The sequence below is a fragment of the Vibrio scophthalmi genome (genome assembly GCF_040869025.1).
In the GTDB taxonomy this organism is placed as follows: Bacteria; Pseudomonadota; Gammaproteobacteria; order Enterobacterales; family Vibrionaceae; genus Vibrio; species Vibrio scophthalmi.
Window position 1 is genome coordinate 811,674 of the sequence record NZ_CP134271.1, and the last position, 13,232, is coordinate 824,905.

Genomic DNA, 13,232 nt, shown 5'->3' on the forward strand with positions numbered 1-13,232 from the left:
GAGGTGGCACGGAACTTACGTTAGTAAGTGAGTACCACCGACACTGCAATCATCAGTTACAGCGACGACCCAAACGAAGTTAGCCAATTTGACCGTGACACTGCTTGTACTTTTTGCCGCTACCACATGGGCAAGGCTCATTACGACCGACTTTGCGCTCATCACGAACCACGGTTTGTGGCTGTGCTTCTGCCGCTTCTTCGCCATCAGCAAGAGGGTTTTCTGCGCTCGCATGTTGAGCATGTGCAAGACGTGCCGCCGCTTCTGCTTGTGCACGACGTTGCTCTTCCATACGCTCAACTTCTTCTTGTTGTTGAACACGTACACGTGACAACACCATGATAACGTCGGTTTTCAGTGAATCTAGCAAACCTTCAAACAGTTCAAACGATTCACGTTTGTACTCTTGTTTCGGGTTTTTCTGTGCATAGCCACGTAGGTGGATACCTTGGCGTAGGTGATCCATCGCTGCTAGGTGCTCTTTCCACAGTGTATCGAGTGTTTGTAGCATCACTGATTTTTCGAAGTTGCGTAGCACTTGCTCGCCAACGACTTCTTCTTTCTTACGATACACTTCAACGGCAAGTTCGATGATTTTTTCACGTAGTGCTTCTTCGTAAAGTTTGTCATCGGCTTCTAGCCACTGTTGAATTGGCGCTTCAATATCAAAGTCGTTCTTCAAGCGGTGTTGCAAACCTTCAACATCCCACATCTCTTCAAGAGATTGAGGTGGAATGTATTCGTCGATCATTGCCGTCAATACGTCAGCACGGTTTTGCTCGATCATCTCACTGATATCTTCAGCAACCATTAGCTCATCACGTAGCTCGTAGACGACTTTACGTTGATCGTTCGCTACATCATCGTATTCAAGTAGCTGCTTACGAATGTCGAAGTTGCGACCTTCTACTTTACGTTGCGCTTTTTCAATTGAACGAGACAACATCTTCGATTCAATCGCTTCACCTTCTTCCATACCACTTTGGATTAAGCTCGCCATGCGGTCTGAAGTAAAGATACGCAGAAGAGAGTCTTCCATTGATAGGTAGAAGCGTGAAGAGCCTGCATCGCCTTGGCGGCCAGAACGACCACGTAGCTGGTTATCGATACGGCGAGATTCGTGACGCTCAGTACCAATGATGTGTAGACCACCCGCAGCAAGAACTTGATCATGGATGACTTTCCATTCCGCTTTAATCGCGTCGATTTGTTCTTTCGTTGGGTTATCAAGTTGTTCAACTTTAGACTGCCAGCTGCCACCTAACACGATATCGGTACCACGACCTGCCATGTTGGTTGCAATCGTAACCGCACCCGGAGTACCCGCTTCGGCAACAATTTCCGCTTCACGTTCGTGGAACTTAGCGTTCAAAACATTGTGCTTAATCTTGGCTTTTTGCAGTGCATTAGAAAGTAGCTCAGATTTTTCAATCGAGACGGTACCCACCAATGATGGCTGACCTTTCGCAACGCGCTCTTTAATGTCTTCAATGATCGCATTGAACTTATCAACTTCAGTGCGGTAGACCATATCTGGCATATCGTTACGAATCATTGGTTTGTTGGTTGGGATTACCACCGTTTCCAAACCGTAGATTGATTGAAATTCAAATGCTTCAGTGTCTGCTGTACCTGTCATGCCTGACAGTTTGTCGTAAAGGCGGAAGAAGTTCTGGAAGGTGATCGATGCGAGTGTTTGGTTCTCGTTTTGGATCTTAACGCCTTCTTTTGCTTCCACTGCTTGATGCAGACCCTCTGACCAACGACGACCCGGCATTGTACGGCCGGTGTGTTCATCAACGATAACCACTTCGCCTTCTTCATTGACGATGTAGTCGACGTTTTTCTCGAACAGAACGTGGGCACGCAGTGCCGCGTTTACATGATGCAATAGGCTAATATTGGTCGGTGAGTAAAGCGTATCACCCTCTTCCATTAGGCCATTTTTCACCATCAGTTCTTCAACAAACTCTTGGCCAGTTTCCGTTAAGTAAACTTGCTTAGTTTTCTCATCAACGGTGTAGTGACCATCACCACGGTACTCTTCTGAATCTTCTTGGTCTTGTTTTTGCAGCTCAGGGATCAACGTATTGATACGTGTGTAAAGATCTGAGCTGTCTTCTGCAGGGCCGGAGATAATCAAAGGGGTACGCGCTTCATCGATTAAGATCGAGTCCACTTCATCGACAACAGCGAAGAAACGAGAACGTTGAACGCGGTCTTCCGCACGGAAAGCCATGTTGTCACGTAGGTAGTCAAAACCAAATTCGTTATTTGTGCCGTATAGAATATCGGCTAGGTAAGCTTCTTTTTTCGCTTGAGGAGGCATGTTTGGCACGTTAACGCCAACCGTCATACCTAAGAATTCGAATAATGGGCGGTTCGTTTCCGCATCACGAGAAGCAAGGTAGTCATTCACCGTTACAATGTGAACACCATGACCAGGAAGCGCGTTAAGGTAAGCTGGTAAGGTCGCCGTTAGCGTTTTACCTTCACCAGTACGCATCTCTGCAATTTGGCCTGCGTTAAGCACCATGCCGCCAACCAACTGCATGTCGAAGTGACGCATACCGTAAACACGTTTAGACGCTTCACGTACCGTAGCAAATGCTTCAGGTAACAATTTATCAAGGTCTTCACCTTGCTCTAAGCGCAGGCGGAACTCTACCGTTTTAGCCTTTAGTTCTTCATCAGAGAGAGCTTCAAACGTTGGCTCGTAATTATTGATCTCTTTTACAATTTTCTTAAGGCGACGCAAGGTACGGTCATTGCGACTGCCAATTACCTTTGTCAGTAGCTTAGTAATCATCTTGTATGAATCTCTCTATCATTCGATCGGGCACGATCGTATCTTAATGCCTTCAGTCTCTACCAGTTTTAAACTAAGAATACTGAGTTAAATCATTAATCCCAAATATTGTGGTGAGAACTCAAATTTTCAAGGCTTAACTGATTTTTAAGTGGGGAGTAGTTTAAGGAATTTTATCACGAACAACCAATCTGTTAGTGATTTGTTTGAAGCACTTGTGATTTTTTGCCCTTGAATGGCGTAACTTTATCCGTTATTGGGCTATTCGCTTGGTGCTGGGTTGGTTAAACTAACACTATCACCTTTGATAAGAGCCTCTCATGCGCGACCATCGTCCCACGCTCAGTAACGATATTATCTCCGATTCTCGCTTTGCGGATTTGCAAAAGCATGCCAAAGAGATCATGGCGATTAATGAGCTGCTGAAAGAAATTTTACCTAAACAAACGGTGGATCATTGCCGCGCGGCAAATGTGCGCGATGGTCAGTTGGTGATTGAGGTCGCCAGTGCCGCAATGAAAATGAAGCTAAGCTATGATCGCTTACACATTCTGAGCCAATTGCGCAGCCAAGGTTTCGCTCGTTTAATTGCAATTGATGTGCAGATTAATCCTGATCTATATCGTAGCCGCAACGAATATAAACCACAGGATATAAAGCCACGTGAGCCGATTTCAGATATCGCCGCAGAGTATTTGCAAGGTATCGCTGAAAATGCACCACCAAAAATTAAGGCTCGCTTAGAAAGCTTGGCCAAATTAGCTCAACGTAAGCAAGAGCAATAATCGCCGTTTGCATACCGTTAACTAAATTTAGACGTAAAAAAACCAGTCGATTGACTGGTTTTTTTTATTCTTTCGCGCTTACGCTAGAACCATGCTTGGGTCAGCGAAGGCAACCGGTGAGGTTTGCTCTTCTTCAAAAGTAACCCATTCCCAAGCTTCTTGATCAGCAAGTACTGAACGTAGAAGTTGGTTATTTAAACCATGGCCTGATTTGAATGCACGGAATTCACCGATGATTGGGTGGCCACACATGTAAAGGTCACCAATCGCGTCTAACACTTTATGAGTCACGAATTCGTTCTCAAAGCGCAGACCTTCTTCATTCAGAATGCGGTATTCGTCCAGTACGATAGCGTTATCAAAGCTGCCGCCTAAAACAAGGTTTTGTGATTGAAGGTATTCAATATCACGCATAAAACCAAAGGTACGAGCTCGTGAAATCTGCTTCACAAAATCTTGTGATGAGAAATCAAACACTAGGTGTTGCTCGTCAGCGTCGATGGCTGGGTGATTGAATTCAATCTCAAAGTCCATACGGAAACCGTTATAAGGCTTAAATTCAGCCCATTTGTCGCCATCTTCAAAGCGAACAGGTTTCTTAATACGGATGAAGCGTTTTGCTGCGTTTTGCTCTTCGATACCTGCTTGTTGAAGCAAGAATACGAATGGGCTCGCACTGCCATCCATAATTGGAATTTCAGGTGCATCCACTTCAATAATGACGTTATCGATACCCATGCCTGCTAATGCCGCATTCAAGTGTTCAACCGTTGAGATACGAATACCTTGGTCGTTCACAAGTGCAGTACACAGCATGGTGTCACGAACTGATTCTGGGTCCGCTGGAAAATCAACAGGTGGATTTACATCGGTACGACGGTAAATAACACCTGTGTTTGCAGCAGCTGGGCGAAGAGTTAAAGCGACTTTACGGCCGGAGTGTAAACCAACACCGATCGTTTTCACTATTTCTTTCAGAGTACGTTGTCTGATCATCTGCTTGCCTCAGGGTTTAGTGCTACAAATCACGGACGATGAAATCATCGGCCGCGAATCATACCACATTTTAGAACCATGTCAAAAATTGACGCGATTAGTCAGCTTGACGACGTAGAAACGCTGGAATATCTAAATAACCATCTTTTTCTACTTTCGGCGCCGTGCTTTGGCCTGAGCCATTGCTTGCTGACGCAGAGCTTGCCGGCTGTGAAGTGACTTGCGGTTTTTCCTGCAATGTCTGTGCCGGTTTCTCTTCTACTTTTACCGCTGCTGGTTGCTGAGTTGCGACTTGTGACTGAGGTTGTGCTACCGGTGCCACTTTCGCTTTGCCGCCCGCCACTAATGTGATGTCAGGCTTTTTCTCGTTACCAATACCTGTTGCAACTACTGTTACGCGAATCTCATCCGCCATATCAGGATCAAGTGAAGTACCAATAACAACCGTTGCGTTGTCTGATGCAAACGCTTTCACTGTGTTACCCACAGTTTCAAACTCGTCTAGACGCATATCTAGGCCAGCCGTAATGTTCACAAGAACACCACGAGCACCAGCAAGATCGATGTCTTCTAGAAGTGGGCTTGAGATAGCCATCTCTGCCGCTTCTTCTGCACGATCTTCGCCTTTTGCTACGCCGCTACCCATCATGGCATGACCCATTTCCGACATCACGGTACGAACGTCCGCAAAGTCGACGTTGATCATACCTGGGCGAGTAATCAGCTCAGCAATACCTTGAACTGCATTTTTAAGTACGTCGTTCGCACTAGCAAAAGCTTCAAGTAGAGTGATTCCGCGACCTAGTACTTTCAGTAGTTTCTCGTTCGGGATAGTGATCAAAGAATCGACGTGCTTAGACAGCTCTTCGATACCTTGCTCAGCAAATGCCAAACGCTTCTTACCTTCAAAGCTAAAAGGCTTTGTTACTACCGCAACCGTTAGGATACCTAACTCTTTGGCAACTTCAGCAATAACAGGTGCAGCACCAGTACCGGTACCACCGCCCATTCCCGCTGCGATAAATACCATATCGGCACCGGTTAGCTCTTCTTTAATTCTATCTCGATCTTCGAGAGCAGCGTCACGTCCTACTTGAGGGTTCGCTCCAGCGCCAAGACCTTTTGTCATGTCACCGCCAATCTGAATGACGCTGTTCACGCTAGTTTTACGCAGTGCTTGCGCATCAGTATTAATACTGATGAATTCCACACCTTCAATGGACTCACGTACCATGTGCTCAACGGCGTTACCGCCACCGCCACCAACCCCAACGACTTTGATTACCGCATCGTCAGACATTTCCATCATCGGTTCAAACATGTGTTATCTCCGTTTTTCCTGCTGCTCAGGTTAAAACTCTTTTTGTATCCAGTTACGTAAGCGATCGAACATTGAGGTCACTGGTTGGCGTTTAGGTTCGCTGTATTCAGTGTCATCATTAATCTGACTGTCTCTTGCGTAATGAAGTAAACCAACTGCCGTAGAATGATACGGCTCTTTTACGTAATCTGTTAAGCCGCTCACCTCTAGAGGTTTGCCAACTCGAACTTGGTTGCGGAACACGCGCTCCGCACATTCTACCAAACCTTCAATTTGCGCGGCACCACCCGTTAGCACCACACCGGCTGCTAAATGATGTTTAATGCCTTCTTCGCGCAACTTATCTTGAACGGTATCGATAGTTTGATTAACCAATCCCATAAGTTCAGTATATCTCGGCTCAATCACTTCCGACAAAGTTTGTCGTTGTAAACTGCGTGATGGTCGCCCACCGACACTTGGGACGTTAACCGTGTCGTCTTTACTAACCAGCTCACTAAGAGCACAGCCGTATTTTACTTTTATCTCTTCTGCATCACTCACAGGAGTGCCAAACGCAAAAGCGATATCACTGGTCACCGCATTGCCTGCGTATGAAAAAACTTCAGTGTGACGCAGTGCGCCGCCGGTCCAAATGGAAACATCCATGGTACCCGCGCCGATATCAACGACACACACACCCAGCTCACGTTCATCTTCAGTAATAACAGCATTACTTGCTGCCAGACCGGAATAAACCAGATGCTCAACCGTCAAACCACAACGTTCAACAGCCTTAATAATATTTCTTGCCATATCATTGTGACAAGAGATTAAGTGCACACTCACTTCCATGCGTACACCTGATAAACCTAGCGGGTTTTTAATCCCTTCTTGGTAATCAATGGTAAATTCCTGCGGGATAACATGAAGAATGCGCTGTTCATCACCAATTTTTATTGATTTAGCGGTATGAATCGCACGATCCATATCTTCTTGTGAGACCTCTTCATCTGAAATAGTTCCCATCCCTTTTTCTATACGGCTCGCAATATGGCGACCTGATATAGAAATGAATACATTACGGATTTGGCATTCAGCCATCAGCTCCGCTTGATCAACTGCACGTTGAACGGACTTCACCACTGATTCAAGATCGTTGACGCCGCCTTTATCCATGCCACGTGAAGGGCTGGTACCTGCGCCAATGATATTGATTTGACCATCCGGTAAAATCTCGCCAACTAGAGCCGATACGGTCGCAGTGCCTATATCAAGACCAACAATAATGTTGTCATCAGCGGTCTTAGTCATCTGTACTCTCTTGTTCTAACTCTTGTTCAGGGAACCAGCCAACCGCGGCCCCCGTATCATACCTAAGATCGATATAGCTGACTCTTAACGCGTCACTACCTAGATTTTGGTATAGCGAAATAAAACGGTCTATGCGTTCATCCAGTGATTCTTTACCTAGCTCCAAACGAATGCCGTTATCGAGAATGATCTGCCATGCTCGGCGATCATTAAGAACCAACGAGGTAATGGTGAGATCCAACGGCGCAAATTGCTGACTCAATTTATGCCAAGTCGCCAACACGTCTGCACTTGTCCCTTCAGGGCCATAAAGCTTAACGCGTTCTCCGTGGAGCTTACCAATATCACCGTCAAACACTTTACCAGCATCATTTAATAGTGCATTGCCATTCCAAATAGCTTCTGCGTGATGCTCGGTAAGAAAAACTTTTACCGTGTCTGGCCACTGTTTACGAATTGAGGCATTGGCAACCCAAGGCAATGATTCGATGCTATCTTGCAATACGTCTACATCTTGCGACATAAAAGTACCGACATGATCCAACTTGGAAAATGCGCGCTGCACATCCAATGCTGTGACGTATTCTAAATCACCTTGCAGAACCAGCTTCGATAACGGTAAGCGTTGATCATCCCACATCCACGAGACGGTGGAATAAAGCAGAGAGCCAATCAATACCACTACCACCAGTAAAAAACTGGCGCCAACGGCGTGTTTTTTTACTAGTGGAAAATCGATTAAACGACGTCCTTGGTTAAAAACAGTTCTAATCAAAGTCCGTTGTCCTTCGCTAATGCTCGCAATTGTTATTCCTATCTCTTCGTATAGGCCAAAGCACTTGCTTTAACCCTCGGATTATACTGGGGTCACTAAAAGTATCAAACCTTGAAAGTAAGAAATCATAGCTTTAACGCTAGAAATGCGCTAAATATTCAAAAAACGGCCTAGATTGTCAGCATTTGATCAATATTCAGCTCTAACGCAGCGAGCTGTTTCGCTACTTTGCCCACATCACCTGCGCCTTGGGTTAGTACTAAGTCACCGTCTTGTAAAACATTTGCCAAAATTGCAGGCAGAGCTTCCGTTTCTGGAACAAAGATAGGATCAATCTTACCGCGGCTACGAATGGTACGGCACAATGAACGTCCATCAGCACCCGCAATAGCCTTCTCACCTGCTGCATAGACATCCAGCATGATCAATACATCGACTTGCTCAAGTACATTGGCAAAGTCATCATACAAATCACGAGTACGACTGTATCGGTGCGGTTGGAAGATCATCACCAAACGTTTCTCTTCCCAACCACTACGCGCAGCTTGAATCGTCACGTCCACTTCGGTTGGGTGATGACCATAATCATCCACCAGCATTGCGCTGCCATTACCGGTTTCAAATTCACCAAGGTGATCAAAACGTCGGCCCGTTCCTTGCGTACCCAACATCGCATTGAGGATCGCTTCATCACCAATATCATCTTCCGTTGCAACAGCAATGGCTGCCGACGCATTAAGGGCGTTGTGACGACCAGGGATGTTCAAGGTAATATCAAGATTCGCACGACCTTGGCGTACCACGGTAAATTGACCTTGCTGGCCATTTTGACGGTAATTTTCAATACGCACATCGGCATCTTCAGAGAAACCGTAGGTGATCACTTGGCGGCTAATACGTGGAATCAACTCACGAACCACTGGATCATCGATACAAACGATCGCTTGGCCGTAGAACGGAAGATTATGCAAGAAATCGATAAAGGTCTGCTTAAGCGTTTCGAAGTCACCACCGTATGTATCCATGTGATCCGCTTCGATGTTAGTCACAATGCTTACCATCGGTTGTAGGTGCAAGAATGACGCATCACTCTCGTCCGCTTCTGCAATTAAGATGCGGCTTGAACCAAGGCGAGCATTAGTCCCGGCACTTTTCACTAGGCCGCCATTAACAAACGTTGGATCGAGACCCGCTTCAGAATAGATTTGTGTCACTAATGCTGTCGTGGTGGTTTTACCATGTGTCCCTGCCACCGCAATTCCGTGACGAAAACGCATCAGTTCCGCTAACATCTCAGCACGACGAACCACTGGAATGCGCGCTTCACGCGCCGCTTTAATTTCTGGGTTCTCTTCATTAATGGCAGTAGAGACAACAACCACACTCGCGTGAGCGACGTTTTCTGCCTGATGGCCGATATAAACGGTCGCTCCTTTTTGCGTTAATCGCTCTGTCACTGGGTTTTCAGCGATATCAGAACCGGTAATTTGATAGCCTTCGTTAAGCAGCACTTCTGCGATACCACTCATGCCTGCGCCACCAATACCAATAAAGTGAATCGACTTTACTCGGCGCATCTCTGGCACCATTGCTCTAATCTGAGCCAAATCTTGGGTATGTTTAATCGTCATTGTCTTTCTCGTTATTTGGTCAGGTCGATGATCGCTTGCGCGACGACGTTATCTGCTTCTAGTTGAGCTGCGCTTCTTGCCTTAATGGCCATCGCTTGCAGTTGGCTGCGATCCAGCATGCGGATTTCATCGACTAACTTTTCTACTGTCAGATCAGGCTGTTCTATCATTTTAGCTGCGCCACATGCCACTAGATGATCGGCATTCAACGCTTGCTGACGATCCTTGTGCATGAAAGGAATAAAGATTGCCCCCACACCGGCTGCCGATACTTCTGATACCGTTAAGGCGCCAGAGCGACAAACCAGTAAATCAGCTTGGGCGTAGGCGGCAGCAACATCATCGATAAACTCGACCGTTTCGGCCTGTGTCACTTGCTCAGCTTGATAAGCGGCGCTGACTTCTTGCTGGCTATTCTTGCCCGCTTGATGCACCACTTGATACCCCTCGCCCAACGCAGCCATCACCAGCGGCATGGTTTGGTTGAGAATACGAGCGCCTTGACTGCCACCCATAACTAAAATACGAATAGGGCCACTGCGTTCAGCAAAGCGTGTTTGTGGTTCAGCCAAAGCCACCACATCTTCACGTACCGGATTACCTACTACTTGCGCGTTAGGAAAAGCACCAGGAAAAGCTTGGAATACTTTTTTAGCGATCTTGGATAGCCACTGATTGGTTAAACCTGCCACCGCATTTTGTTCATGCAGCACCACGGGAATACCCAATAGCCATGCAGCGATACCGCCAGGGCCACTCACATAACCACCCATACCTAAAACCGCATCTGGCTGCCATGCTTTCATATGCGCTCTGGCTTGCAGGATGGCATTGATTATTTGGAATGGTGCTTTAATAAGGCGAGCAATGCCTTGACCACGTAGGCCTTTTACTTTGATAAAGTCGATTTCGATGCCGTGTTTTGGCACCAAATCCGCTTCCATTCGATCCGCTGTGCCAAGCCAGCGAATCTCCCAGCCTTGCTGCTGCAACTTTTTGGCAACCGCCAAGCCTGGAAAAACGTGACCGCCGGTACCACCAGCCATCACCATTAAACGTTTATTTTTATTCATCTTCTGCATTCTGTGTAGATTGTTGCTGCGCATGAAGGCGGCATTCGTGGTCGATACGCAGCAAAATTGAGACGGCAACCGCCATCACAATCAAACTCGAACCACCGTAACTGATCAGCGGTAATGTTAAGCCCTTGGTCGGAACAATCCCCGCCGCAGCCCCCACATTTACCAAGGTTTGAAAGGCAAACCAAATACCAATGCCAAAAGCGAGATAGCCGCCAAAAAAATCGTCACTTTCAAAGGCGCGACGACCGATAAAAATCGCTTTCAATACCAAGCTAAAGATCAGCATTAAAACTAAAACAACGCCAACAAAACCTAACTCTTCCGCCAGTACCGCAAAAACAAAGTCGGTATGCGCTTCTGGTAAATACGCCAGCTTTTGGACCGAATTACCCAAACCTTGACCAAACCACTCCCCGCGACCAAACGCCATCAAAGATTGGGTTAACTGATAACCACTACCGAACGGGTTTTCCCATGGGTCAAGAAACGAGGTGACACGCTTCATACGGTAAGGTTCTGCGAGAATCAAACCAATAACGGCGGCAATGCCCACCACCACCAGAGCAAGGAACTGTGTCAACTTTGCCCCGGCAATGAACAGCATGCCGAACAGCGTCACCAGCATAACGATCACGGTACCTAAGTCTGGCTGAAACAATAACAGCACCGCCAAAGTGCCAAATACGGCGATCGGTTTGATAAAGCCACCAACAAAGGTTTCCCGGACTTCATCTTGTTTTCGGACCAAATAGCCCGACATAAAGATAAACAGCGATAACTTCGCCACTTCAGCAGGTTGTAAGTTAAACAGACCGAGAGGGATCCAACGTGATGCACCGTTAACCGATTTACCGCCAACTAACACCACGACCAAAAGGAAAATGGATAATCCCAGCAGCGGATAACTGTATTGCAGCCAGCGCTTCATCGGGATTTGTACGATCACCGCTGCGGTTGAAAATGCCAAGAACAAGAAGATCGCGTGGCGGAACATAAAGTGAAACGGTTGCCCGGTTAAACGGGTACTGATCGGAAAAGAAGCCGAAGTTACCATCACGAGACCCGTCAACATCAGGCCAAGCGAAATCCACACCAACTGGCGATCAAAAAGCGCCTCGGGTGCAGAGTGAGTAAACCACTGTTTTAGATTGGCGAACGCATTTCGCAACGGCATCTTCTCGTTTATCTCATTTATGTTGAAAGAATCAGGTTTAAGGATCGGTTAAGCAAACTGCTCGGCAAGCTCGGCAAAAGCATCGCCACGCGCCATAAAGTTACTGAACTGATCAAAGCTTGCACACGCAGGTGATAACATCACCATATCGCCCGCTTGCAGTTGTGGGGTTGCCCACTCAACGATCTCTTGCATGGTAGCAAAACGCAGAGCAGATGCATGCAAAGGCACAAATTGATCGCCATCTGCGCCAAAGCAGCACAGTTGCACATTGAGTTGCGCCAGTACGGGTGCCAAATCACTAAAATCCGCACCTTTGCCGTTACCACCAACCAATAAGTACAATTTACCGGCCAAATTTAGGCCAGACAGCGCCGCGAGGGTACTCGCCACATTGGTCGCCTTGGAATCATTGACCCACTTGATACCACGATTATCGGCAACAACCTGACATCGATGTGTCAGACCGTTGTAAGACTTCATTGCAGCAAGGCCAGCTTTCACATCAACACCGGCCGCACTGAGCAGCGCAATCACGACTAAGCTATTCGCCACATTGTGACGACCAACCAAACTCAACTCATTTACCGCGAGAATGGTTTCACCCTTATAAGCTAAAAACTCAACGCCATCGTGCTCGATGACGCAAGCATCACTTGACTGCTCTAGTGAAAACTCAAGCAGCGATTTTTCATCATCAGGATAAGTCGCTTTGTCGTCAGCATTAACCACGCACACTTGGGCATGATCAAAAATACGCAGTTTCGCAAGACGGTAATCTGCCATACCTTGGTAGCGATCCATATGATCTTCAGAAAGATTCAAAAAGGCAGCGGCCACCAGAGGTAAGCTTGAGGTTGTTTCGAGTTGGAAACTTGATAACTCAAGCACATAGAGATCGGCCGGTTGTTCAAACAGATCAAGCGCTGGTACACCAATATTGCCGCCAACACCTACATTCCAGCCTGCCGCTTTCGCCACCACGCCGGTCATATCGGTTACCGTACTCTTACCGTTAGAACCGGTAATGGCAATCACAGGCTTATCGACGTGCCATGCAAACAGCTCGATATCACCCACAACAGGAATTCCTGCGGCGATCACTTGTTGGATCTCAGGCGTCGCTAACGCAATCCCCGGGTTAGTCACCACTAAATCAGCCTCTAATAGCCAATCGGTGCGCCAACTACCGGTATGCAACTCAACATCTTCAGGCAGTGACTCTTGACCGGGCGGCGTCGCACGCGTATCAATCACTTTCACCTGCAAATCTAGCGGTAAACGCTTGAGATGCTTAACGACAGAGAGCCCGGTAATACCGAGCCCCACAACCACAACTTGTTCGATACCTTGCCAATGTTGCATG

At 47.0% G+C, this 13,232-nt stretch carries 10 protein-coding genes; 1 reads left to right on the plus strand and 9 read right to left on the minus strand.

Annotated features, from left to right (window positions below):
• Window positions 1–79 precede the first annotated feature (79 nt).
• Window positions 80–2,809 carry a preprotein translocase subunit SecA gene (secA, locus tag RJD38_RS03575; RefSeq protein WP_005594083.1) on the minus strand — a complete coding sequence of 910 codons (2,730 nt, stop codon included), beginning with the start codon at window positions 2,807–2,809 and terminating at the stop codon, window positions 80–82.
• Window positions 2,810–3,129: 320 nt separating this feature from the next.
• On the opposite strand from secA, the gene RJD38_RS03580 reads away from it, so the two are divergent.
• Complete coding sequence (locus RJD38_RS03580; protein WP_065545052.1) at window positions 3,130–3,594, plus strand: DUF721 domain-containing protein; 465 nt, start codon at window positions 3,130–3,132, stop codon at window positions 3,592–3,594.
• Window positions 3,595–3,672: 78 nt separating this feature from the next.
• Here the strand turns inward: RJD38_RS03580 and lpxC are convergent, their stop codons facing one another.
• The 8 genes from lpxC to murD all read right to left on the minus strand — a co-directional run bounded on the left by lpxC (window position 3,673) and on the right by murD (window position 13,231).
• Complete coding sequence (lpxC, locus tag RJD38_RS03585) at window positions 3,673–4,590, minus strand: UDP-3-O-acyl-N-acetylglucosamine deacetylase (RefSeq protein WP_005594078.1); 918 nt, start codon at window positions 4,588–4,590, stop codon at window positions 3,673–3,675.
• A gap of 97 nt (window positions 4,591–4,687) precedes the next feature.
• On the minus strand, window positions 4,688–5,911 hold the full coding sequence (ftsZ, locus tag RJD38_RS03590; protein ID WP_005594076.1) for a cell division protein FtsZ: 1,224 nt from the start codon (window positions 5,909–5,911) through the stop codon (window positions 4,688–4,690).
• A gap of 30 nt (window positions 5,912–5,941) precedes the next feature.
• Complete coding sequence (gene ftsA, locus RJD38_RS03595) at window positions 5,942–7,204, minus strand: cell division protein FtsA (RefSeq protein ID WP_005594075.1); 1,263 nt, start codon at window positions 7,202–7,204, stop codon at window positions 5,942–5,944.
• Complete coding sequence (locus RJD38_RS03600; protein WP_005594074.1) at window positions 7,197–7,979, minus strand: cell division protein FtsQ/DivIB; 783 nt, start codon at window positions 7,977–7,979, stop codon at window positions 7,197–7,199. The genes ftsA and RJD38_RS03600 overlap by 8 nt, the downstream gene beginning before the upstream one ends.
• Before the next feature lie 170 nt (window positions 7,980–8,149).
• Window positions 8,150–9,610, minus strand: a complete 1,461-nt coding sequence (gene murC / locus RJD38_RS03605; RefSeq protein ID WP_065545051.1) for a UDP-N-acetylmuramate--L-alanine ligase — start codon at window positions 9,608–9,610, stop codon at window positions 8,150–8,152.
• Between the two features lie 11 nt (window positions 9,611–9,621).
• Window positions 9,622–10,683 (minus strand): undecaprenyldiphospho-muramoylpentapeptide beta-N-acetylglucosaminyltransferase, encoded by a 1,062-nt coding sequence (gene murG / locus RJD38_RS03610; protein WP_005594072.1) that lies wholly within the window; start codon window positions 10,681–10,683, stop codon window positions 9,622–9,624.
• Window positions 10,676–11,866, minus strand: coding sequence for a cell division protein FtsW (ftsW, locus tag RJD38_RS03615; protein ID WP_005594071.1), 1,191 nt, complete (start codon window positions 11,864–11,866; stop codon window positions 10,676–10,678). Before ftsW ends, murG begins: the two co-directional genes overlap by 8 nt.
• A gap of 48 nt (window positions 11,867–11,914) precedes the next feature.
• Complete coding sequence (gene murD / locus RJD38_RS03620; RefSeq protein WP_065545953.1) at window positions 11,915–13,231, minus strand: UDP-N-acetylmuramoyl-L-alanine--D-glutamate ligase; 1,317 nt, start codon at window positions 13,229–13,231, stop codon at window positions 11,915–11,917.
• Between the last annotated feature and the right edge of the window lies 1 nt (window position 13,232).